The organism is Streptomyces sp. NPDC057623 (assembly GCF_042800355.1).
Classification (GTDB): domain Bacteria; phylum Actinomycetota; class Actinomycetes; order Streptomycetales; family Streptomycetaceae; genus Streptomyces.
The window spans coordinates 119,619-141,166 of the sequence record NZ_JBHVGZ010000003.1; the positions used below are offsets into that span (position 1 = coordinate 119,619).

A 21,548-nucleotide genomic window follows, 5' to 3' on the forward strand; every position below is an offset into this window, starting at 1 on the left:
CTCCGTCCGGCGGATGGGTGGTGTTGGGGTGGGGCCGCACGGGTGGGTGCTGTTCGGTTCGCATCGGTTCACGGGCGCCACGCGACCCGGTGCTCCGCCAGCCGAGCGAGAACCGCGTGATTCGCCTCCCAGCCGTCCGGGAACTTCACCAGCGTCCCCAGTTGCACCGGCTCGGTCGACGGGTAGTCGTCCAGCAGTTCGCTCACCCCCGCCCGGCAGACCACGATGCACGCGTGCCGGTGGCGGGAGGCGAGGACGCACAGGCGGCCCGTCTCCAGGTGGAAGGCGGTGGCGTCGGGGCGGCCGGAGAGGGGATGGAGGACCACGGTCACGTCGTACTCGCGGCCCTGGAGGCGATTCGCGGTGTCCACGGTGACGTCCGTCACGCCCAGCTCTGCCAGGGCCGCCCGGACTGCCGCCGCCTGGTCCCGATGGGCCGTGCCGACCGCGACCCGGCCGGCGGTGAGGGGAGCGGGATCGGGCGAGCGCTCCGACGTCGCCGCTCCGCCCCGGTCCAGGAGGCGCCGTACGACCGTCGCCACCGCCCGGACCGCCTCGGGGTCCGTGCGCGGGGTGTTCCGGGCGGGCAGCTCCAGGAGTCCCCAGCCCGACTCCGCCGCCTCGTCGATCACCCGGTCGGGGCCCGAGCCGTCCGACGGGACCGCGAAGGACAGGCGTCGGTCGCCGTGGTCCGTGCCGCTGCGGAACGGGGTGTACGGGTAGAAGGCGTCGGAGACGAGGGGCGCGGCGGACGCGGGGAGCCGCCACGAGACCGGCAGGCGGTGCTGGGGCAGTTCGGGGTTGTGGGCCAGGAGGGTGGTGACGGCCGAGCCCGACGGGTCGTACGACAGGCCCGCCCACTGCTCGCTGCCCACGATCGCGAACGGGTCCAGCTGCCCCGGGTCGCCCACGAACAGCGCCCGTTCGAACAGCCCCGCCACGGCGAGCAGCGAGTCCGAGCGCATCTGGTACGCCTCGTCGACGATCGCGTGCCGCCAGGGCTCGTCGACCTTGACGTGTGCCCACTTGGCCGCCGTGGAGATGACGACCGAGAGGCCCGCCAGGTCGCCCGCCTTCGCCGACTTGCGTACGTTCGGCAGGTCGTCCAGGGCCTTGTCGTACGGGTCGGCGTCACTGCTGTGCAGCCGGCCCACCGGCAGCTCGGGGTTCTTCTCGGCGAGTCTCAGCACCAGGTCGTCGACCTGGGCGTTGGTCTGCGCGACGACCATCAGCGGGCGCCCCGCGTCGGCGAGTTCGAGGGCCGCGCGGACCACGAGCGTGGACTTGCCGGCGCCGGGCGGGGAGTCGACGACGACGCCGCGCGCGGTGCCGTGCAGCGTGTCGTGAAGGATCGCGTCGGTGGCCTCGGTCGCCGCGGCACCGGGGTCGAACACGGCGGTCACAGCACGTCCTCCTCGGTCAGGGCGTCGGCGGCCTCGGGGGCCTGCTCCCCGGGAGGCCCGCCGTGCGTCCACGGCGTCTGCTCCGGGTCGGGCAGCTTCGCGCCGCCCCGCGGCTCGTGCTCGAACAACGTGAAGCACAACAGGTCGCCCTTCTCGGGCACCGACCCCTCCTCCGGCTCCTTGCCGCGGCCCATCTTGTCCAGCACCCGCAGCACCACGAGCACGCCCCCGTCCTCGATGTCCCCCTCGTACCCGACGAACTCCGCCGACTGGGGCTTGCCGCCCAGCGAGCGGAACACCTTGGCCCGCTCGCCCAGATGCGGCCGGTCGTCCGTGCGAACGGTCACCAGGGGCCGCGGACTCGGGCGCTTGCCCTCGCTGTACGCCATGACGACCTCGGTGACCTCGCCCGCGAACGCCTCCCCGGACAGTCGCCGCCCCGCCATCACCAGCGGGTCGTCGAGCGCCTCCTGCGCCTCCAGACGGGCCTGTTCACGCTCGCGTGCGGCGAGCTTGTTGGCGGCGGTGACCGCGTCGTCACGGCGCGGCTGCGGGGGTTCGCCGGCGAGGACGCGGTCGCGGTGGCCGGTGAAGGACCAGCGGTCGCGGGTCCACCGCTCCTCGACCCGCCCGGCCTCGGGCAGCTCCCGCACCAGGTCCAGGCCCCGCCACACCGCGTCCCAGGTGGGCCTGGTCCGGCTCTCGACGAGGGCGCGGATCTCGCGTTCGGCGGCGGTGAGATCCCCGAGCCGGTCGTCCGCCTCCAGCCCGTCCTCGGCGGCGGCGAGGGCGGTGCGGGCGCGGTCGTAGCGCTCGATGGCGGGGGCGAGCAACTTGTTGTCGAACGCCGGGTCGGTGGCGGGACCGGCGGGCGGGCACAGCAGCTGGCCCTCCCGGTCCCGCGCGAGCTCCGCCCGCAGTGCGGCCTCGGCGCCCGTCGACGCCTGGTGGGGAGGGTCGATCCACGCCAGCAGCGCGCCGAGATGCTGGTCCTCCAGGGTGGACTGGCCGGTCGTCCAGTGCCGGGCCAGTACGTCCGTCATGGCCGACAGCAGGGAGGAGCCGGGCACACGGGCCCGCTCGGCGAAGTGGGTCAGCCAGCGGCCGAGCAACGGCACGCGCGGGGGCGCCGGATAGGGGGTCTCCGGGTCCTGTTCCGCCGTACGCCGGAAGCGCATCGAGCGGCCCAGGAGCCGTACGAAGTCGATGCCCGCGCGGCTCGGCACGATCAACTGCGGGGCGTCCGCGCACAGTTCGACCTCGACCTTGACCCGCTTGCCGGTCTCCGGATCGGTCTCGTTGCGCTCGGCCGCCTCCACGTCCTGCGCGTAGGTGTCGATGTACGGCAGGACGACGTCCGCCAGCTCGGCCAGGAAGGCGAACCGGAGGTCCCGGTCGCGGGGCTGGGGTACGACCAGCAGGTGCGGGGCGTCCCGGTCGGTGCCGACCAGCGCGCCGAGCGGAGCCCCGGCCTCACCCGCGGTGGTGAGGGGCACGAAGACCAGCGGCCGCTCGGACAGACGCCGGTGGCGGACGGTGGCGGCGGGCTGGGCGCGGCCCGTGCTCACCGCTTCGAGGCGGGCGAGGGTGGAGATCAGCGACACGCGGCCACCGCCTCCGGGCGGCCGAGGGCCCCGGGTTCCCGGCCGAGGGCCTCGCCACGCAGCCGCGCCGCCCTGCGCAGGGCGGCCACCGCCGGGTCGGCCGGGTCGCCGGACTCGCCCCGGGCCGCCGACAGGACGTCCTCGACCGTCGTCAGGTCGCCCAGCTCGGCTCGCACCGAACGGCCCAGCGACGTGACCGCGCCGGACGCGCGGGAGCGGGCTCGGCAGTGGAAGGCCAGCTCACAGGCGGACAGGCACTCCGGCGCGTACGTCGCCGAGACCGACTCGACGGCCGTCGTCAGGTCGGCGGCGGGCAGCTCCGGGGAGAAGCAGGTGCCGTCGGGGAGGGTGTCGGCGATGTCCTCGATGCGGGTCAGCCGGGCCAGCTGGCGGGCGGTCACCGCGCGCTGCTTGCGGACGTCGACGGCCGAGGCGGTCGGGAGGTTGGAGAAGTCCTTGGGGCAGACCAGCAGGACGCGATGGCGCACGCGCGGGGCGGGGGCGCCGTCCGAGCCGAGCCGGGCGGCGATCTGCTCCAGCGCCAGCACGTACACCGCGGACTGCCGCGCGGCCGCGCCGACCTTGGCCGGGTCCGCCGCGCCGTCCAGCATCGGGAAGGACTTGATCTCCACGACCGTCCAGCTGCCGTCCGGATGCACGACGACCGCGTCCGGCTCCAGGAAGGCGGGCGAGCCGGCGACGTCCAGCGCGAGCATCGGATGGTCGAGCAGCGTCCACTCGCCGCGCGCTTCGGTGGCCTCCCGCAGAGCCAGTGCCGTACGGGCCGTGCGGCCCTCGGGGCCGGTCGCGGTGAGCTCGGGCACACGCGCGTGGCCGGGCGGTTCGGCGGTGCGGTCCAGTCTCTCGTGCGCCAGCCGCAGCAGCTCCGCGCCGCCGTCCGCCTTGACCTTGGCCTCGAAGGCGTTCCCGCGCGTGAAGGCGAACTGCGACTGCCCGAAGACCGACGGCGAGCCCAGCGCGCTCGCCAGTGCCGCCTTGTTCACCCCGGCGCCGTCCAGGATCGCGCGCCGCCTGCAGCCGGGGTTGGCGGCGAGGGCGGCCAGGGCGCGCGCGTCCAGCGCCTTGGCCGGTACGTCGGGACCGCGCAGCTCAGCGAGCCGGTGTCGGAGCGCCGTCCCCCGCGTCCTGGGGAGAGGCACTCGGCTCGGCTCCGGATCCGAACCGGGACTCGCGCTGCCGTGGAATTCGCTCACCCGCGGAAGTCTGGCATCCGCCACTGACAATTGAGGAAGAAGCGTCGTCGGAGGCCACCGTGACGGTGCCGCGCGCACTGTCCCGGGCACCCTTCGCGACCGTGCCGCCGGAGGCCGTTCCGGCCGTCGCGACGGGTGCCACCTCCGGGCCGAACCGCGCCCTGACCCGGTCCGCGGTCCGCAGCACGTACGGCGTCAGCAGCAGTCCGACGCCCATCACGGCGGCGCCCGCGACCGCGTCGAGGAAGTAGTGGTTGGCGGTGCCCATCACGACGATCGTGGTGATCAGGGGGTAGGCGACGGCCGCGACCTTCGTGAGGCGGGTCCCGCCGTACCGCCACAGCATCACCCCGCACCACAGCGCCCAGCCGACGTGCAGACTCGGCATGGCGGCGTACTGGTTCGTCATGCCGCCCATGCCCCGCGGCGCGCTGGCCTCGCCGCCCCACCAGCCGTACGAGCTGTACTGGGCCATCGTGTCCACGAAGCCGTGGCTCTCGGCGAGCAGCCGGGGCGGACAGGTGGGCAGCAGGGTGAAGCCGATCAGGCCTATGAAGGTCGACGTCATCAGCCAGGTGCGGGCCGCGCGATAGCGCACGGTGCGGGACCTGAAGATCCAGACCAGGAGCGCGGGCGTGACCAGGTAGTGCAGTGACGCGTACCAGAAGTCGGCCGGGACACCGAGCCAGGGCTCGCGCGTGAAGAGGCGGTTGAGGGGGTGCTCCGCGTTGAGGTACAGGGCCTTCTCGATGTCCAGGATCGCGAGGCCGTGGTCGACGGCATGGCTGACATCGCCCCGGGCGAGGAGCCGGCCCGCCGAGTAGCAGGCGTAGACCAGGAGTATCAGCGGCAGCTCGGTCCACCAGCGCAGGCGGGTCCGCGGCGTCGCCTCCACGCCAGCTGTCTCGGCGCGTGGCATCCGATCGCCTCCCCCTTCTCGTCGCGGCGCCCGGTTGACCGGTCGTACCACTTTACGGTGTATGCGCGAGCCCCCTTCGGGCGCCCCGGCCCTCAAGACGCAGAGATCGCCCCCGGGGTTGCCCCCGCACAGCGTGCGCGATGATGGACGGGTCCGCCTCTCATTTCTCCCGGAAAGGCCTTTCCATGGCACCGCGCATCCTGCTGGCCCGGCACGGACAGACGGCGTGGTCGCTGTCCGGCAAGCACACGGGCAGGACCGATGTGCCGCTCCTGGAGGAGGGCCGCCGGGGCGCGAAGCTGCTGGGCGAGCGTCTGCACCGGCCGCCGTACGACGGGCTCGCGGGGGTCGAGATCCGCACGAGCCCGCTCTCACGCGCGCGTGAGACGTGCGAACTCGCCGGCTTCGGCGAACGCGCGCGTACCTGGGACACGCTCATGGAGTGGCACTACGGCGCCTACGAGGGCATGACACCGGCCGAGATCCAGGCCGTACGGCCGGGCTGGCTCATCTGGCGCGACGGCGTGCCGGAGGGCGAGAGCCTGTCCGAGGTGTCGGCCCGGGCCGACGAGGTGGTGGCATGGGCGCGCGAGGCGGACCGCGACGTGCTGGTCTTCGCGCACGGGCACATACTGCGGTCCATCGGCGCGCGCTGGCTGGGCCTGCCGCTCGACTTCGCCGCCCGCATCCGGCTGAACCCGACGTCGCTGTCGGTGCTGGGGTGGGCCTACGGGGAGCCGGCGATCGAGAGCTGGAACGACCTGGGGCACCTGGCGGCGTAGCCGGCCGGCCACAGCCCCCGCCGGTCACGCCATGCGGGGGGTGCTCGCGTGTCGTTCCAGGAAGGCCGACACGCCGCTCGCCCGCCGGTGCGGCAGCAGTACCCGCGCCGTCCCGGCCAGCATGGTCTGCACCCGCGACGACTGCACCTGGTCGAGCAGGTCCAGCACCCGCATGCCGGCGGCCGCGGCCTCGTCAGGTCGTCCGCCCCGGGCCAGGTCGTCCGCCAGTTCCGCCATGTACAGGGCGATGTTGCGGGTGAAGTGCGGGTCCTGGAGCTCGGCCGCCCGCCCAGCGTGCCGGGCCGCCCGCTGCCAGTTGCCCAGTATCGACCAGCACTGTGCCTCCAGTGCCTCCAGCTCGGCCTCCCCGTAGAAGCTCATCCACTCGGGGTCGGCGTCGGAGTGGCCCCGGTCGAAGAGGGCCTGCGCGCGGACGAGGGCCTGCTCGCAGCCGGTGCGGTCGGCGAGCCCCGCCCAGCCGCCCGCCTCGCGCAGCGCCAGCAGCGACATCAGACGGGGGGAGCCCAGCGGGCGTGCGACGCGCTGCGCGGCCTGGGCGGCCCGCACGGCCTCACGCGGCCGGCCCGCGTCCCGTGCCAGGAACGAGGTGTTGCAGAAGGCGTGCGCCTCCAGGGCCGGGTCGCCCGCCATCCGGGCCGTCGCCAGCGCCTCCGCGTAGTGCGAGCGCGCGTCGTCGAACCGCCCCGAGTCGTGCGCCAGCCACCCCACCGAGATGGCCAGTTCACCCGCCCCCGAGTGGATCCGGTCGCCGGTCGCCTGCCGGGTCGTACCGGCGTCGAGCAGTTCGTACGCGGCACGCAGTGGGGCGGCGGCACGCCGGTAGAGGCCGTCGGCGCCATGCCGGTCGTCGAGCAGCCGGATACGGCGTACGGCTTCCTCGAGCGCGTCCGCCTCGTGTCCCCCGGCACGTCGCACGGGACGTTCCGCCGCCGCGGCGTCGAAGGCGAGCCCCAGGGGGCTCAGCGAGGCGGCGGCCACTGTGGCGCCTCCGCCGGTCATGAATGCGCGACGCAGCACGTCGCTCTCCTCGTGGATCTCGTGATTCTGGTGGTTCTCGTGGTTCTGCTCTGATCCGTACGGGTCGTACGGGTCGTACGGGTTCTGCGGGTCATACGGCTCGTGGCCCCTCCACGTCTCACTTGCGGCGCACGCCGGGCTCGTGGTGTGTACGAGGGGCGCGTCCTCGTCGGTGTGCGCCCGGCGTCCGCGTACGGACGAGCGGGGCGCGAAGCCGAGGTCGGTGAGCGTGCGGCCGGGGAACATGTGCAGGAACACCCGTTCGTACGCGTAGTTGGGGCAGCGGATCTCGCCGGCCTCGACCCGCCCGACGTAACGCGCGTCACAGCTGACCCGCTCGCCGATCTCGCGCGCGGCTCGTCGTACCACCGCGGCGAACTCGGCCGGCGAGCGCTGTCCGCGCAGCTGCCGGAACGCGAGATTCGGCCTCGGTGGTTGGAAGGGCTGGGACGAGGTCAGCTCTGACGACGCCATGGCCGGGTCCTCTCATGCGAACCGTCGAACCATGCCGGAGCGAGGACGAGTTGAGCCGGACACCCGTACCGAATATCCGTGTGGTGCCCTTGCTGTCGGCGGGCATGAACGTACCTGCTGTAGCGGACCCGCCACGCAGTGTTTGGCTACAAAACGGATATCTCATACGGGATCTGCCATGAACTGCCATCCTTTGCGGCTGACTTCCGCCGTAGCCGTTGACGTCGCGGCGCGTTGAACTCCGCGGACTGCAAAAGGGGTTCCGTGGTGGAGGTCGGGATGGAGACCAGCCAGAGCATCGCTCCGCATGTGCCGTCGACTACGGCGGGGCACGCGCCGACCGCAGAGTGCGGCGAGCCGCCGGCGGCGGCCTGCGACGTGGTCACGGTCCCGGCGCGGCAGGGCCTGGAGGCGGTCGACATCCTGCGGCGGGGGGCCGCCGGGGACGCGGTGGGGCCCGTACTGCACGACGACGGATGCGACACCCTCGGCTTCGTGGTCCCGTCGGGCACGGCGGCCGCCTGGGACGTGCCCGGCAGCACCTGTACGGAGACCGACGGCCGCGGGCTGAGGCTGAACCTGGACCCCGAGCCGCCGGTCGAGGGCTCGGACTGGCTCCTGCCGCCCGGCGAGGCGGACCTGGCGACGGATCCCGTGGTGCTGCGTGCGGCGCTGGGAGAGGCCGCGCGGCTGATCGAGGCGGCCGACAACTGCCGGTGACGCGTGGTCGCCGGTGCGGGCGGGTGGCGGTGACCGTACCCCCTGATAATGGCCAGGTGGGAAAGTCCAGGAACCCCCGGCGCTCCGGCGCGGACCTCGCCTCCGTCGTCGAGACCGTCGACGGCGGACTCGCCGAACTCATACCCGACCGGGACCGTGCGCGGGCCTGGACGCTGCTCATCGACGGGGCGCCGCAGTCGCACGTCGACCTGGACGACCCCTCCTATCTGTCCTTCGAGTACCAGCGCCGCCTCGGTCACGTCATCGATCTCGTGGCCGCACCCGGCAGACCCGTACAGGCCGTGCATCTCGGCGGTGGCGCCCTCACCCTCGCCCGTTACGTCGCCGCCAGTCGCCCCCGCTCCACCCAGCAGGTCGTCGAGCGTGACGCGGCCCTCGTCCAACTGGTCCGCCGTGAACTGCCGCTGGACCGCGGCGCCCGGGTCCGGGTGCGGTCCGTCGACGCGCGGGAAGGGCTCGCCAAGGTGCCCGACAGCTGGGCCGACCTCGTCATCGCCGACGTCTTCAGCGGGGCCCGCACCCCGGCCCACCTCACCTCGACCGAGTTCCTCGACGAGGTCCGCCGGGCGCTGAGACCCGGAGGCTGGTACGCCGCCAACCTCGCCGACGGGCCGCCGCTCGCGCATCTGCGCGGCCAGATCGCCACCGCCGCCGCCCGGTTCGGGGAGCTGGCCCTGGTCGCCGACCCGACCGTGCTGCGCGGCAAGCGCTTCGGCAACGCCGTCCTCGTCGCCGCCGACCACCCGCTCCCGGTCGCCGAGCTGACCCGCCGCGCCGCCTCGGACCCGCACCCGGGCCGGGTCGAACACGGCCGGTCCCTCACCGACTTCACCGGTGGTGCCGTACCGGTCACGGACGCGGCGGCGGTCGCCTCACCGGCGCCACCGCCGTCGGTCTTCCGGTAGCCCGGAGCCCTTCGGGTGGGTCAGTAGTTCCCGATCTCCACCCGCGGCGGCCCGTCGTGCCAGGTGCAGAACACCGACACCCGGTCCGCTCCGGCGCCGAACTCCACCCGGATCCATGTCTCCGTCTTCCACACCTGCATCGACCAGCCCGCACCCGGGGTCGCCGAGACGAGGGTCGCGTCCGTCTCGGCGATGTCGAAGACCACGCGGCCGCCGTCGGTGTCGTAGCTCTTGACCTGGCCGGACGTGGTGGGGGAGGGGCTGGTGCGCTGCGGTGGTGTCTTCGAGGGGGTGGGCGTGCGGGGCGTCCCGGCCGGCTTGGGCGAGGGGCTCGACGGGCCCTTCGAGGGGGTCGGCCGATTCGTCGACGACGCCAGCGGCTTCGACTCCTGCGTGGTCGCGTCGGCCGCCGTGATGGGCAGGGCGCGGGGCCGGTCGTACACCGTGCCCGCCATCACCGTGTGGACACCCCACCACGACAGCGTGACCGCCGCGCCCGTGGCGAGCGACCAAGCCAGTACGTGTACGAGTCCTCTGCGCATCGCGGGCCATACTGCCTCACGCGTCCCGGACGTGTCGCGCGGTTGTCCACAGGGCCTGAGTTGTCCGCGGAGTGCTCCAAAGGGCCGGAGTTGTCCACAGGAACCGAGTTGTCCACAGGCCCGGACCGGGCTCGCTCGCATGGCGTACGGTGCGGCGCATGGCAAGTGTGCTCGTGGTCGAGGACGACCAGTTCGTACGCTCGGCGCTCATCCGGCACCTGACCGACGCCGCCCACACGGTGCGCAGCGTCGGTACGGCACTGGAGGCGCTGCGCGAGGTCGCCCATTTCCGCTTCGACGTGGTGATCCTGGACCTCGGTCTGCCCGATCTGGACGGCTCCGAGGCCCTGAAGATGCTGCGCGGCATCACCGACGTACCCGTGATCATCGCCACGGCACGGGACGACGAGGCGGAGATCGTCCGGCTGCTCAACGCGGGCGCGGACGACTATCTGACCAAGCCGTTCTCGGTCGAGCACCTCTCGGCCCGGATGGCCGCCGTCCTGCGCCGGGCCCGGTCGGGCGGCGGGGAGGCCGCGCCGTCGAGTGTGCTCCGCGTCGGCGGCCTGACCGTCGACCCGCTGCGCCGCCAGGCCGAGTTGGACGGCGCGAGCCTGGACCTCACCCGCCGCGAGTTCGACCTCCTCGCCTTCCTGGCCGGGCGGCCCGGAGTCGTCGTCCCGCGCAAGGAACTGCTCGCCGAGGTGTGGCAGCAGTCGTACGGCGACGACCAGACCATCGACGTCCATCTGTCCTGGCTGCGCCGCAAGCTGGGCGAGACGGCCGCGAGCCCACGCTATCTGCACACCCTGCGGGGCGTCGGCGTGAAGCTGGAGCCACCGCGATGAGGTGGGCACTGGTCAAGGTCTGTCTGGCGGTCACCACCATGGTCGTGGTCGCCTTCGCCGTCCCGCTCGGACTCGTCATCCGTGAGATGGCCCGCGACCGCGCCTTCTCCAACGCCGAGCGGGAGGCCGCGGCCGTCGCCCCGGCGCTGTCCATCACCACCGACCGGGACCAGCTGGAGCGGGTCGTCGCTTCGGCCGGGTCGGACGCGGGCATGGCCGTGCACATACCGGCCTCCGGTGACGCGGCCGCCGTGGACCTCGGCCGCCGGCGCGCCGCCGCCGACGACATCGCGACCGTACGACGGCTGGGCCGCGCCTCGACCAGCGAGGTGCCCGGCGGATCCACGCTGCTCCAGCCGGTCGCGCTGAGCTCCGGCGAGATCGCCGTCGTCGAGGTGTACGTGCCCGACGCGGAGGTCACCAACGGCCTCGCCACGGCCTGGGCGGTGCTCGCCGGCGTGGGCCTCGCCCTGATCGTCGGGTCGGTCGCGGTCGCCGACCGGCTGGGCGTACGGATGGTGCGGCCCGCGCAGCGCCTGGTCGAGGGCGCGCACGAGCTGGGCGAGGGCAAGCTGGGCGCCCGGGTGCCGGAGGACGGGCCGACCGAACTGCGGCTGGCGGCAGTCGCGTTCAACTCGATGGCCGACCAGGTCGTACAACTCCTAGCGAACGAGCGTGAGTTGGCGGCCGACCTGTCCCATCGCCTGCGTACCCCCCTGACCGTGCTGCGGCTGAACGCGGCCTCGCTCGGGGACGGCCCGGCCGCCGAGCAGACCCGGGCCGCGGTCGCCCAGTTGGAGCGCGAGGTCGACACGATCATCCGTACGGCCCGGGACGCCAAGCCGCAGACGGTGGCGGCGGGTCCGGGGGCCGGGTGCGACGCGGCCGAGGTGGTGCGCGAGCGCATGGCCTTCTGGTCGGCGCTGGCGGAGGACGAGGGCCGCAAGGTGCGGGTGGCCGGCGTGGACCGGCCGGTGCGGATACCCGTGGCCCGGGCGGATCTGGCGGCCGCGCTGGACGCCCTGCTCGGCAACGTCTTCCGGCACACGCCCGAGGGCACGGCCTTCGCGGTGGACGTGCACAACGGCGAGGACGCGGTGATCGTGCTCGTCTCGGACGCGGGGGCCGGCATCTCCGACCCCGAGGCGGCGATGGCGCGGGGTCGGGGCTCGGGCAGCGCCGGCTCGACCGGGCTCGGCCTGGACATCGTGCGGCGGCTCGCGGAGTCGACGGGCGGGGACGTACGGATCGGGTCGTCCGTGCTGGGCGGCACCGAGGTGCGGATCTGGATCCAGCTGGACGGACGGGCGCCCGTGCGCAGGGGGCATCGGGGGGCCGTCCGAAGACGCCGCCCCGGCAGATTGGTCTCGACCTTTAACCGTCCCCGATCTCTCCCTTAAGCGCACCCTAAGGTCCTCAACACCGGCCTGGATCAGGGCTTTTGCCCGATTCCGCATCGCTAGCGTGCTGCCGCACCCCACCCTCGGGAACCCCCGTGATGAGCGAAGGCAGGCACGTGATGAGTACGCACCGGCGCAAGGTCAGCGGCAGGAACAAGGCGATCGGCGGACTCGTCGCCGCGGCCGTGGTCGGTGGTGGCGCGATCCTGTTCACGGGTACGGCCCAGGCCGCCGGGATCGGGGCGGCGTACACGAAGACCAGTGACTGGTCGACGGGCTACACCGCGCAGTACGTCGTCACCAACAACAGCGCGGCGGCCAAGGGCTGGACGCTGGAGTTCGACCTGCCGTCGGGCTCGAAGCTGAGCTCCCTGTGGAACGCCGAGTCGAGCGTGCGCGGGCGGCATGTCACCGTGACGCCGCCGAAGTGGGACACGGACGGGCTTGCCGCCGGCGAGTCGGTGACGGTCGGCTTCGTGGTCAACGGCACGGGCGCACCGACGGGCTGTCTGATCGACGCCGCGAAGTGTTCCACGGACGACAGCGCGACGCCCGAGCCGAGCGGCCGCCCGACGTCCACCGCATCGGCCTCGCCGACCCCGACCCCGACGCCGAAGCCGACGGCCACGCCCACCCAGAGCGCTCCCGCCACCGCGACCCCCACCGCCAAGCCCTCGGAGAGCCCCGGCAGCGGAACGGGAACCGCCGCCGGCTTCGCCCCGTACATCGACACCTCCCTCTACCCGGCCTTCGACATGGCGGCGAGCGCCGAGGCGACCGGCGTGAAGGACTACAACCTCGCCTTCATCACCGACGGCGGTGGCTGCACCCCGAAGTGGGGCGGCGTCACCGACCTCGGCACCGACGCGGTGGCCGCGCAGATCGGCGCCCTGCGGGCCGAGGGCGGCGATGTCCGTGTCTCCTTCGGCGGCGCGGCGGGCAGCGAGCTGGCGACGACCTGCTCCTCGGCGGACGCGCTGGCGGCGGCGTACGGCAAGGTCGTGGACGCGTACAAGCTGACCAAGGTCGACTTCGACGTCGAGGGCGGCGCGCTGCCGGACACGGCGGCCAACGCGCGCCGGGCCCAGGCGATAGCCGGACTCCAGCGGCAGCACCCGAACCTGGACGTCTCCTTCACTCTCCCCGTCATGCCGGAGGGCCTGACCCAGCCCGGCGTCGACCTTCTCGCCGACGCCGAGCAGAAGGGCGTGAAGATCGACACCGTCAACATCATGGCGATGGACTACGGCCCCGCGTACAGCGGCGACATGGGCACCTACGCCGAGCAGGCGGCCACCGCCACCCAGGCCCAGGTCAAGAGCGTCCTCGGCCTGTCCGACGGCGCGGCCTGGAAGACGGTCGCGGTCACCCCGATGATCGGCGTCAACGACGTCACGACCGAGATCTTCAAGGTCGACGACGCCGCCCAGCTGGTGAGGTTCGCCCGGTCCAAGGGGCTCGGCTGGCTGTCGATGTGGTCGGCCACCCGTGACCAGCAGTGCGCGGGAGGCGAGAAGCCGGCGGCGGACGCGACGTGCAGCTCGATCCTCCAGGAGAAGTTCGCGTTCTCCAAGGAGTTCGCGGCCTACGGCAAGTAGGGACGAGCAGCCGACCGACCACCCATGACACGGGGGAGCGCGCCCCGGCCGGTCTTCCCCCCATCCGGCCGGGGCGCGCGGGCTGTCGCCCCCGGGGCAGTTCCCTGCGGGGGCGGCCGGCTAGATCTCCGTCTCCACCGCCGGCAACGTCCCCGTCCGCGCAGCCTTCCCGTACCAGTACGCGCTCGACTTCGGCGTCCGGGCGAGTGTCGAGTAGTCGACGTACACGGCCCCGAACCGCTTCTCGTAGCCGTACGCCCACTCGAAGTTGTCCATCAGGGACCACAGGTAGTAGCCCCGGACATCGGCGCCGTCGGCGATCGCGCGGCGGACCGCGGAGAGATGTCCGTGCAGGTACGCGATGCGCTCCGGGTCGTGGACGCGGCCGTCCGGGTCCGGCTTGTCGTCGTAGGCCGCGCCGTTCTCGGTGATGTACAGCGGCAGACCGGGCGCCTCCCGGGTGTAACGCATGATCAGCTCGTGCAGGCCGGTCGGGTCGATCGTCCAGCCCATCTCCGTGCGCTCACCCGGCGTCTGGTGGAACGTCACGTCGTCCGCGCAGGGCCACGGCGAGTGCTCGCTCGCCCCGTGACCGTCCGCCCGCGGGCCGCTGACCTCCGTCTCCGCCGCCGACACCAGCGCCGGGGTGTAGTAGTTCAACCCCAGGGCGTCCAACGGCTGGTTGATCGCGGCCAGGTCGCCGTCCAGGACGTACGACCAGTCGGTCAGGAGCTCCGTCGCCGTGTACAGGGTCTCCGGGTAGGCGCCGTGCAGAATCGGGCCGTGGAAGATGCCGCTGGCCAGGTCGTCGATCTTCCGGGCCGCCGCGAGGTCCGCCGGGTCCTGCGAGAACGGCCGTACCGCGGCGGAGTTGAGGCTGAGCGCCACCGAGTTGCGGGCCGGCATCACCGAGCGCAGGGCCGAAGCGCCCAGGCCGTGCGCCAGGTTCAGGTGGTGGGCCGCCCGCAGCGTGGCCGCCGGTTCCGTACGGCCGGGGGCGTGCACGCCGGATCCGTAGCCCAGGAACGCGACGCACCAGGGCTCGTTGATCGTGATCCACTGCTCCACCCGGTCGCCGAGCGCCTCGCCGACGATCTGCGCGTACTCGGCGAACCGGTACGCCGTGTCGCGCTCCGGCCAGCCGCCCGCGTCCTCCAGCTCCTGAGGGAGGTCCCAGTGGTAGAGGGTGGCGGCCGGTTTGATCCCCGCGGAGAGTAGCTCGTCCACCAGACGGCGGTAGAAGTCCAGGCCCCGCTGCACCGCGGGGCCCCGGCCCGTCGGCTGCACCCGTGACCACGAGATCGAGAAGCGGTACCCGCTCAGGCCGAGCTCGGCCATCAGCGCCACGTCATCGCGGTAGCGGTGGTAGTGGTCGATGGCGATGTCACCGTGCTCGCCGCCGGCCGTCCGGCCCGGCGTATGACTGAAGGTGTCCCAGATCGACGGGGTGCGGCCGTCCTCCCGCACCGCCCCTTCGATCTGGTACGCGGACGTCGCCGCGCCCCAGAGGAAGGAGGGGGGAAAGGACACGGCGGACATGGGTTCAGGCATGGAAGCGCTCCCATAGGGGGTCGTGGAGACCGACGGGTAGGAGGGGAGGGGGAATGGGGGGAACAAGGGGCCGAGGCGGCGGTGACCCGGCCCCGAGGGACGTACGGGAAGGGATGTACGGGAAGAGACGTACGGGAAGGAACGTATGGAAAGGGGCGTAGGGCGACGGACGTACGGGACAGCGATGCGACCCGACGGGCCTCAGCCCTTGACCGCGCCCTGCATGATCCCGCCCACGATCTGCTTGCCGAACAGCAGGAAGGCGATCAGCAGCGGCAGCGTGCCGAGCAGAGCGCCCGCCATGATCACCGCTTGGTCGGGGACGTAGCCGGTGCCGAGGGAGTTGAGGGCGACCTGCACGGTCGGGTTCTCCTGGTTCAGGGCGATGATCGGCCACAGGAAGTCGTTCCAGGCGAACACGAAGGTCAGCAGGCCGAGGACGGCCATCGCGGGCCGGGCCGCCGGGAAGACCACGTGCCACACCACCCGCAGACTGCTCGCGCCGTCCACCCGCGCCGCCTCGATCAGCTCGGTCGGCAGCGCCTGCAGCAGGTACTGGCGCATGAAGAACGTACCGAAGGCCGTGCACAGCGTCGGCAGGATGACCGTCTGGAGCTGGTTCGACCAGCCGAGGTCCGCCATCCACAGATACAGCGGTACGACCGCCAGCTGCGGCGGGATCATCATCGTGCCGATCGTCAGCATCAGCAGGACGCCGGAGAACCGGAACCGCAGCTTGGCGAAGGCGAAGCCGGCGAGGGTGGCGAACACCACCGTACTGATGGTGATCGTGGCCGCGACGAACGTGGTGTTGAACATCGCGGTGCCGAGCCCGCCCTCCTCCCACGCCCGTTCCATGTTCTTGAACAGGTTGCCGCCGAACCACAGCGGCGGCGGGGTCTCCGCGAGCCGCCGGTCGGTGCGCGAGGCCGCGATCGCCGTCCACACCAGCGGGGCCAGCGAGACCAGCGCGAAGACGGTCAGGACGACATAGGTGAGCGGGCCGGCGTGCAGTTGCTTGCCCGCGCCCATGACCCGGCGGCGCCCGCGCTTGGGCTGCTGGTCCTTCTCTATCTGAGGAACCGTCAGTTCACCTGTACTCATTGGGACTTCCTCAGCCGTCGGGACACCAGCAGTTGGATCACGGCGACGATCAGCAGGATCAGGAACATCGACCAGGCGATCGCGGAGGCCTTGCCGAGGTTGCCGATGATCCAGCCCTGGTCGTACATGTACAGGCCGAGCGTCTGGTACTGGTGGTCGGAGCCGCCCTTCGAACCGGACACCCCGCCGAACAGCAGCGGCTCACCGAAGAGCTGGGTCGCGCCGATCGTCGAGACGACCACCGTGAACAGGATCGTCGGCCGCAGCTGCGGGATCGTCACATGGATGAACTGCTGCCAGCGGCCCGCGCCGTCGATCGCCGCCGACTCGTAGAGGTCGGCCGGGATCGCCTGCATCGCCGCCAGGTAGATCAGCGCGTTGTAGCCGGTCCACCGCCAGATCACGATCGACGAGACCGCGAACTGCGAACCCCAGTCGGACTCGCGCCAGTTGACCGGATCGATCCCGACGAACTCCAGCAGCCAGTTGATCATGCCGCCGTCCCACGAGTACAGCAGCACGAACACCAGCGTCGCCGCCGCCACCGAGGTGGCGTACGGGGTGAGCATCACGACCCGCCACACGGTCGAGCCGCGCAGCTTGTAGTTGAGCAGGTGGGCCAGTCCGATCGCCATCAGCAGCTGGGGCACCGTGGAGATCACGCCGATGGTGAAGGTGTTCCCCAGCGCGTTCCAGAAGAAGTCCGAGGACAGCAGGTTCTGGTAGTTGTCCAGGCCGGTCCAGGTCTGGCCGTCGAGGTCGGCCAGCTGCACGTTGTGCAGCGAGTACCAGGCCGTGTAGAGCAGCGGGACGAGCGAGAACGCCCCGAAGACGATGAAGAAGGGGGCGACGAACGCGTACGGCGACGCCTTCATGTCCCAGCGGTACAGCCGGCTGCGCCAGGAGTCCGGGCCCGGCGGAGGCGGCGTACCGCGACCGTGCGCGCGGCCGGCCGCGCCCGGCTGGTCACCGGGCGCGGCGTCGGCGCTCGCGGAGTGCGCGAGGGCCTGCTTGGAGCTGGTCACTGGCCGAGCACGTCCTTGATCTCCTCGGACGCGGCGTCCCAGCCCGCGTCGGGGGACTTGCCCTTCTGCTCGACCTGGAGGATGCCGACGTCGGTCAGCGCGGTGTTGATCGCCTGGTCCTTGATGCCGAAGTACTGCGACGGGATCGTCTTCGCCGAGTCGGAGAAGATCTGGGTGATCGGCGCGTTCGAGAAGTACTCCGTGGTGGCGGCCGCCGGCTTCAGGGTCGAGTACGCCGACGGGGTCGACGGGAAGCTGGCCTGCTTGGCGAAGACCTTCGCCTGCTGCTCGGGCGCGGTCAGCCACTTGGCCAGCGCGATGGACTCCTTCTGGTGCTTGCCCGAGGTCGGCACGCCGATGAACGAACCGCCCCAGTTGGCCGCGGTCGGCGCCGCCGCCACGTCCCACTTGCCCTTGCCGGCGTCACCGGACTTCTCCAGGATGTAGCCGATCATCCAGGCCGGGCAGGCCACCGTGGCGAAGGTGCCGTTGGCGTAGCCCTGGTCCCACGGCTTGTCGAACTGCTTCAGCTTCGCCGACATGTCGCTGGTCGCCACGTCCATGGCGACGTTCCAGGCCTTCTTGACGCTCTGCGACTTGTCCCAGGTGACGGTGCCGTCCGTCTGGTAGTAGCGCTCGGGCTCGCCGCCGAGGGCCGCGTTGTAGACCGAGGAGGCCGAGTCCACGAACTTGGTGCCGCTGGGCGCCTTCTTCATGTACTCCTTGCCCAGGTCGACGTACTTGCCCCAGTCGCCCTTCCACTGCGCGGCGAGCTTGGTCCGGTCGGTCTCCAGGCCGGCCTTCTCGAACAGGTCCTTGCGATAGCAGATCGCCATGGGCCCGACATCCGTACCGAGCCCGATCAGCTTGCCGTCCTTGGTGGTGGCCTGGGCGTTCTTCCAGTCCAGCCACTGGGACTTGTCGACCTCCTTGCCGAGGTCGACGAACTTGTCGCCCTGTGTCTCCACGGCCTCGGTGATGTTCATGACCTCGATGGCCTGGATGTCGTCGGCGCCGGCGCCGGCCTGGAGTCGGGTGAGGACCTTGGGCCAGTAGACGTCGGTGCGGGTGGTGACGTTCTCCTTGATCGTGATGTCGGGGTGGAGCTTCATGTACTCGTCGTAGAGGCCGGCCTGCTTGTAGCCGAAGGTGCCGAAGGTGCCCACGGTGAGCGTGGTCTTGCCTCCGCCGCCGTTGCCTCCGCCCTCCGAAGAGCTGTCGTCCGAGTCCTCGGCGCAGCCGGCGAGCAGCCCTGTCGTCAGCGCGGCCGCGGCCGCGAGGGCCATCAGCCGGCGGGACCGGCGGGTACTCGTGCGCATTGCGTCCTCCTGTTGCCTGACGTGCCGACCCCCCGGCCAACTGCACTGTTGGGCCCGTTCGTTGTTCTCGCTGCGGCTCGGGCGGGGAACGTGCGGGATGTGTATGTGTCAGGTACTGTGGGAGCGCTCCCACAGGTGATGAGTTGAAGGGTCGTCGGTCGGGGCGGGGGTGTCAAGGGACCCGGAGCGGAGAGATGTGTTCAGTTATCGGGCTGTTAACTGGACCCGCTCGGACCGGTTCGGGCTGGTTCGGGCCGCCTCGGCGGACGAGGGCGAGGCCGTACGGGCCGGAGCGGGGCCGGGGACAGCAGCACCCCGGGGACGGTCACTCTTCCTGACGGGACTGTTAAATTCCAGGCCAGCGTGAAGACAACGGCGGAAGGTGGAGCCCCATGGCAACCCACGGAGCGCGGGGCCGTAGCGGCGGTCGGCCCACCCTCGAAGAGGTGGCGGCCCGTGCCGGCGTGGGCCGGGGCACCGTCTCCCGCGTGATCAACGGCTCGCCCCGGGTCAGTGACGCCACCCGCGCCGCGGTGGAGGCGGCGGTCGCGGAACTCGGCTACGTCCCGAACACGGCGGCCCGCGCCCTGGCGGCGAACCGCACCGACGCCATCGCCCTGGTCGTGCCCGAGCCGGAGACACGGTTCTTCGCGGAACCGTACTTCTCGGACATCCTGAAGGGTGTGGGCGCCGAACTCGCCGACACCGAGATGCAGCTGCTGCTGATCTTCGCGGGCAGCGACAAGGAGCGGCGCCGCCTGGCCCAGTACCTGGCCGCCCATCGCGTCGACGGCGTCCTGCTGGTCTCGGTCCACGCGGACGACCCCCTGCCCGACCTGCTGTCCCAGCTGGAGATCCCCGCGGTGATCAGCGGCCCGAGATCGGCCGCGGAGACCCTGACCTCGGTGGACTCCGACAACTACGGCGGTGGCCGCTCGGCCGTCGAGCACCTGGCGGCCCGAGGCCGCACGCGGATCGCCCACATCACCGGCCGCCTCGACGTCTACGGCGCCCAGCGCCGCGTCGACGGCTACCGCGACGCCCTGCGCGACGCGGGGATCGAGGTGGACGAGCGGCTGATCGAGCCGGGCGACTTCACGGAGGAGGGCGGCCGTCGGGCGATGGAGACCCTCCTCTCACGCTGCCCCGACCTGGACGCGGTCTTCGCGGCGTCGGACGTGACGGCGGCCGGCGCCCGCCAGGTCCTGCGCGAGGCGGGCCGCCGTATCCCCGATGACGTCGCCCTCGTCGGCTACGACGACTCGGCCATCGCCCGCCACATGGACCCGCCCCTCACCAGCGTCCGCCAGCCCATCGAGGAGATGGGCCGCCGGATGATCGACCTGCTCCTCACCGAGATCGCGGACCGCCGCCCGGCGATGTCGCGGGGCCTGGAGCGGGCCCAGATGGTCCTGGCCACGGAGTTGGTGCCGCGGGCGTCGTCCTGAGCGGTGGCCGTGCGCCTTCCGGGACCAGGACCCGGGCAACGCTCGCGGAGTGCGCGGGAGTTGGCGAGGTTCCTTCGAGCGGCCGGGTGACCGGGCCGTCGGGGGACGGGCGGCGGCATGCGCGCGGGGTCCGGATCTCCGGGGTTGCCTCGCGGCCGGCCTCGGGCCGAGCCCGTCTTCAGCGCGGAGCGCTCAGGGGAGAGCGGGCGGGTCAGCGGGTTGCGGCGGTGGCGTGAGCCGCCACCGTGTCTCCCCGTCCTGCTCCTCGTCGGTCGGGGCGAGTCCGGCCGCCGCGGCTACGGCCGCCGAAGCCGCGTGGGCGGGGTGGATGTGGGCGACGACCGTACGGACCGACCTTCGCCCGAGCCAGTCGACGAGCCCCCGCGCGGCCTCGGACGCGAACCCGCGCCCCTGCCACCGACTCCCGATCACCCAGGCGATCTCGGCGCCGCGGCCGTCGCGGGGCCGGCCTTCGGTGACCGTGGCCTGGACCGTGCCCACGAGGCACGACCGCGCGCGCAGCCGCAGCACCCAGTTGCACCAGGAGACGGCCGGGTCGGGGGATCCGGAAATGAGGCGCTCGTAGCGGGCGCGCAGGTCGGCGGGGGAGAGGGGAGCGCCGCCGATGTAAGTGTGCAGCGCCGGGTCCGACAGGACGACGGCCATTTCCTCGGCGTGCTCGACGCGCAGAGGGAGGAGATCGAGGCGGGCGGTGCGGACGGTCTCGGGGGGTACGCGGGGCTCGGACATCGTGCGCAGCCTATGACCCGGGCGGGAAAAAGCTTCAGCCGGTGACTTCGTTTCCGAAGTCACCGGCTGAAGACCGAGGGTGAGTGACGGGACTCGAACCCGCGGCATCCTGGACCACAACCAGGTGCTCTACCAGCTGAGCTACACCCACCATGACCGGCTTTGGGTTTCCCCGACCGGCCGAGAAAAAGTGTACAGGGTCCGAAGGGGTGCTCGCGCACGGATTCCTCGGCGCCCCCCGGCACCCCCCTCGCACTCCTACTGAGCAGGCAGAACGTGCTTCGCGGCGATCGACTTCGCGGTGTCCGAGTCCGGGCCGGGCTGCGGCACGAAGACGGCCTCGCGGTAGTAGCGGAGTTCGGCGATGGACTCGCGGATGTCGGCCAGGGCGCGGTGGTTGCCGTTCTTCTCCGGGCTGTTGAAGTAGGCACGCGGGTACCAGCGGCGGGCCAGCTCCTTGATCGAGGAGACGTCGACGATCCGGTAGTGGAGGTAGTCCTCCAGCGTCGGCATGTCGCGCAGCAGGAAGCCACGGTCCGTGCCGACGGAGTTGCCGCACAGCGGGGCCTTGCCGGGTTCCTTCACGTGCTCGCGGACATACGCCAGCACCTTCTCCTCGGCGTCGGCCAGGGTCGTGCCGCCGGCCAGTTCGTCGAGGAGCCCGGACGCGGTGTGCATCTGACGCACCACCTCCGGCATCGTCTCCAGCGCCGGGTCCGGCGGGCGGATGACGATGTCCACACCCTCGCCGAGGATGTTCAGCTCGGAGTCGGTGACGAGGGCGGCAACCTCGATGAGCGCGTCGTCGGACAGCGAGAGGCCGGTCATCTCGCAGTCGATCCACACCATGCGATCGTTCATGCGAACACCCTACGGCTGACGT

General features: G+C 72.0%; 19 protein-coding genes and 1 tRNA gene. 7 read left to right on the top strand and 13 right to left on the bottom strand.

Annotation, left to right across the window (positions count from 1 at the left end):
- Positions 1 to 68: 68 nt before the first annotated feature.
- The 4 genes from ACFU95_RS04825 to ACFU95_RS04840 are packed head-to-tail and all read right to left on the bottom strand — an operon-like array spanning position 69 to position 5,140.
- Positions 69 to 1,403: an AAA domain-containing protein gene (locus ACFU95_RS04825; protein ID WP_383821721.1), complete on the bottom strand. Its 1,335-nt coding sequence runs from the start codon at positions 1,401 to 1,403 to the stop codon at positions 69 to 71.
- On the bottom strand, positions 1,400 to 3,007 hold the full coding sequence (locus ACFU95_RS04830; RefSeq protein ID WP_383821723.1) for a hypothetical protein: 1,608 nt from the start codon (positions 3,005 to 3,007) through the stop codon (positions 1,400 to 1,402). Before ACFU95_RS04830 ends, ACFU95_RS04825 begins: the two co-directional genes overlap by 4 nt.
- On the bottom strand, positions 2,998 to 4,167 hold the full coding sequence (locus ACFU95_RS04835; RefSeq protein WP_383821726.1) for a hypothetical protein: 1,170 nt from the start codon (positions 4,165 to 4,167) through the stop codon (positions 2,998 to 3,000). The genes ACFU95_RS04830 and ACFU95_RS04835 overlap by 10 nt, the downstream gene beginning before the upstream one ends.
- Entirely contained in the window at positions 4,118 to 5,140 is a 1,023-nt protein-coding gene (locus ACFU95_RS04840; protein ID WP_383821729.1) for a phosphatase PAP2 family protein, read from the bottom strand. Before ACFU95_RS04840 ends, ACFU95_RS04835 begins: the two co-directional genes overlap by 50 nt.
- Positions 5,141 to 5,325: 185 nt before the next feature.
- On the opposite strand from ACFU95_RS04840, the gene ACFU95_RS04845 reads away from it, so the two are divergent.
- Complete coding sequence (locus ACFU95_RS04845) at positions 5,326 to 5,922, top strand: histidine phosphatase family protein (RefSeq protein ID WP_383821731.1); 597 nt, start codon at positions 5,326 to 5,328, stop codon at positions 5,920 to 5,922.
- A 24-nt stretch (positions 5,923 to 5,946) separates the two neighbouring features.
- Here ACFU95_RS04845 and ACFU95_RS04850 read toward each other — a convergent pair whose 3' ends face one another.
- Entirely contained in the window at positions 5,947 to 7,434 is a 1,488-nt protein-coding gene (locus tag ACFU95_RS04850; protein WP_383821734.1) for a hypothetical protein, read from the bottom strand.
- A gap of 279 nt (positions 7,435 to 7,713) precedes the next feature.
- On the opposite strand from ACFU95_RS04850, the gene ACFU95_RS04855 reads away from it, so the two are divergent.
- Both ACFU95_RS04855 and ACFU95_RS04860 read left to right on the top strand, forming a co-directional pair.
- On the top strand, positions 7,714 to 8,154 hold the full coding sequence (locus ACFU95_RS04855) for a hypothetical protein (RefSeq protein WP_383821736.1): 441 nt from the start codon (positions 7,714 to 7,716) through the stop codon (positions 8,152 to 8,154).
- 56 nt (positions 8,155 to 8,210) lie between these two features.
- A complete protein-coding gene (locus ACFU95_RS04860) occupies positions 8,211 to 9,080 on the top strand; it encodes a spermidine synthase (RefSeq protein ID WP_383821739.1) in 870 nt (289 codons plus the stop codon).
- Between the two features lie 20 nt (positions 9,081 to 9,100).
- Here ACFU95_RS04860 and ACFU95_RS04865 read toward each other — a convergent pair whose 3' ends face one another.
- Positions 9,101 to 9,622, bottom strand: coding sequence for a hypothetical protein (locus tag ACFU95_RS04865; protein ID WP_383821742.1), 522 nt, complete (start codon positions 9,620 to 9,622; stop codon positions 9,101 to 9,103).
- Positions 9,623 to 9,780: 158 nt separating this feature from the next.
- Here ACFU95_RS04865 and ACFU95_RS04870 point away from each other — a divergent pair, with 158 nt between their 5' ends.
- The 3 genes from ACFU95_RS04870 to ACFU95_RS04880 all read left to right on the top strand — a co-directional run bounded on the left by ACFU95_RS04870 (position 9,781) and on the right by ACFU95_RS04880 (position 13,468).
- Positions 9,781 to 10,470: a response regulator transcription factor gene (locus ACFU95_RS04870; RefSeq protein WP_383821745.1), complete on the top strand. Its 690-nt coding sequence runs from the start codon at positions 9,781 to 9,783 to the stop codon at positions 10,468 to 10,470.
- Positions 10,467 to 11,870, top strand: coding sequence for a sensor histidine kinase (locus ACFU95_RS04875; RefSeq protein ID WP_383821748.1), 1,404 nt, complete (start codon positions 10,467 to 10,469; stop codon positions 11,868 to 11,870). The genes ACFU95_RS04870 and ACFU95_RS04875 overlap by 4 nt, the downstream gene beginning before the upstream one ends.
- 119 nt (positions 11,871 to 11,989) lie before the next feature.
- Positions 11,990 to 13,468, top strand: a complete 1,479-nt coding sequence (locus ACFU95_RS04880) for a cellulose binding domain-containing protein (protein WP_383821750.1) — start codon at positions 11,990 to 11,992, stop codon at positions 13,466 to 13,468.
- 120 nt (positions 13,469 to 13,588) lie between these two features.
- Here ACFU95_RS04880 and ACFU95_RS04885 read toward each other — a convergent pair whose 3' ends face one another.
- The 4 genes from ACFU95_RS04885 to ACFU95_RS04900 all read right to left on the bottom strand — a co-directional run bounded on the left by ACFU95_RS04885 (position 13,589) and on the right by ACFU95_RS04900 (position 18,467).
- Entirely contained in the window at positions 13,589 to 15,007 is a 1,419-nt protein-coding gene (locus ACFU95_RS04885) for a GH1 family beta-glucosidase (RefSeq protein ID WP_383822247.1), read from the bottom strand.
- Between the two features lie 213 nt (positions 15,008 to 15,220).
- Complete coding sequence (locus tag ACFU95_RS04890) at positions 15,221 to 16,123, bottom strand: carbohydrate ABC transporter permease (protein WP_383821752.1); 903 nt, start codon at positions 16,121 to 16,123, stop codon at positions 15,221 to 15,223.
- Positions 16,120 to 17,148 carry a carbohydrate ABC transporter permease gene (locus tag ACFU95_RS04895; protein WP_383821755.1) on the bottom strand — a complete coding sequence of 343 codons (1,029 nt, stop codon included), beginning with the start codon at positions 17,146 to 17,148 and terminating at the stop codon, positions 16,120 to 16,122. Before ACFU95_RS04895 ends, ACFU95_RS04890 begins: the two co-directional genes overlap by 4 nt.
- Positions 17,145 to 18,467: an ABC transporter substrate-binding protein gene (locus tag ACFU95_RS04900; RefSeq protein WP_383821757.1), complete on the bottom strand. Its 1,323-nt coding sequence runs from the start codon at positions 18,465 to 18,467 to the stop codon at positions 17,145 to 17,147. The genes ACFU95_RS04895 and ACFU95_RS04900 overlap by 4 nt, the downstream gene beginning before the upstream one ends.
- A 392-nt stretch (positions 18,468 to 18,859) precedes the next feature.
- Between ACFU95_RS04900 and ACFU95_RS04905 the strand changes: the two genes are divergently transcribed.
- Complete coding sequence (locus ACFU95_RS04905; protein ID WP_383821759.1) at positions 18,860 to 19,915, top strand: LacI family DNA-binding transcriptional regulator; 1,056 nt, start codon at positions 18,860 to 18,862, stop codon at positions 19,913 to 19,915.
- 192 nt (positions 19,916 to 20,107) lie between these two features.
- Here ACFU95_RS04905 and ACFU95_RS04910 read toward each other — a convergent pair whose 3' ends face one another.
- From ACFU95_RS04910 to orn, 3 genes are all read right to left on the bottom strand, one after another.
- Positions 20,108 to 20,665 (bottom strand): GNAT family N-acetyltransferase, encoded by a 558-nt coding sequence (locus ACFU95_RS04910; protein WP_383821762.1) that lies wholly within the window; start codon positions 20,663 to 20,665, stop codon positions 20,108 to 20,110.
- A 78-nt stretch (positions 20,666 to 20,743) separates the two neighbouring features.
- Positions 20,744 to 20,816, bottom strand: a tRNA-His gene (locus ACFU95_RS04915).
- A 107-nt stretch (positions 20,817 to 20,923) separates the two neighbouring features.
- Positions 20,924 to 21,526 carry an oligoribonuclease gene (gene orn, locus ACFU95_RS04920; RefSeq protein WP_383821765.1) on the bottom strand — a complete coding sequence of 201 codons (603 nt, stop codon included), beginning with the start codon at positions 21,524 to 21,526 and terminating at the stop codon, positions 20,924 to 20,926.
- Positions 21,527 to 21,548 lie beyond the last annotated feature (22 nt).

What these genes read in the sequence shown, in the direction of transcription:
- ACFU95_RS04840 (WP_383821729.1), bottom strand. Translation starts at nt 5,140, where the DNA reads ATGCCACGCGCCGAGACAGCTGGCGTGGAGGCGACGCCGCGGACCCGC.
- ACFU95_RS04845 (WP_383821731.1), top strand. Translation starts at nt 5,326, where the DNA reads ATGGCACCGCGCATCCTGCTGGCCCGGCACGGACAGACGGCGTGGTCG.
- ACFU95_RS04850 (WP_383821734.1), bottom strand. Translation starts at nt 7,434, where the DNA reads ATGGCGTCGTCAGAGCTGACCTCGTCCCAGCCCTTCCAACCACCGAGG.
- ACFU95_RS04855 (WP_383821736.1), top strand. Translation starts at nt 7,714, where the DNA reads ATGGAGACCAGCCAGAGCATCGCTCCGCATGTGCCGTCGACTACGGCG.
- ACFU95_RS04865 (WP_383821742.1), bottom strand. Translation starts at nt 9,622, where the DNA reads ATGCGCAGAGGACTCGTACACGTACTGGCTTGGTCGCTCGCCACGGGC.
- ACFU95_RS04870 (WP_383821745.1), top strand. Translation starts at nt 9,781, where the DNA reads ATGGCAAGTGTGCTCGTGGTCGAGGACGACCAGTTCGTACGCTCGGCG.
- ACFU95_RS04875 (WP_383821748.1), top strand. Translation starts at nt 10,467, where the DNA reads ATGAGGTGGGCACTGGTCAAGGTCTGTCTGGCGGTCACCACCATGGTC.
- ACFU95_RS04880 (WP_383821750.1), top strand. Translation starts at nt 11,990, where the DNA reads ATGAGTACGCACCGGCGCAAGGTCAGCGGCAGGAACAAGGCGATCGGC.
- ACFU95_RS04885 (WP_383822247.1), bottom strand. Translation starts at nt 15,007, where the DNA reads ATGTCCGCCGTGTCCTTTCCCCCCTCCTTCCTCTGGGGCGCGGCGACG.
- ACFU95_RS04890 (WP_383821752.1), bottom strand. Translation starts at nt 16,123, where the DNA reads ATGAGTACAGGTGAACTGACGGTTCCTCAGATAGAGAAGGACCAGCAG.
- ACFU95_RS04900 (WP_383821757.1), bottom strand. Translation starts at nt 18,467, where the DNA reads ATGCGCACGAGTACCCGCCGGTCCCGCCGGCTGATGGCCCTCGCGGCC.
- ACFU95_RS04905 (WP_383821759.1), top strand. Translation starts at nt 18,860, where the DNA reads ATGGCAACCCACGGAGCGCGGGGCCGTAGCGGCGGTCGGCCCACCCTC.
- ACFU95_RS04910 (WP_383821762.1), bottom strand. Translation starts at nt 20,665, where the DNA reads ATGTCCGAGCCCCGCGTACCCCCCGAGACCGTCCGCACCGCCCGCCTC.
- orn (WP_383821765.1), bottom strand. Translation starts at nt 21,526, where the DNA reads ATGAACGATCGCATGGTGTGGATCGACTGCGAGATGACCGGCCTCTCG.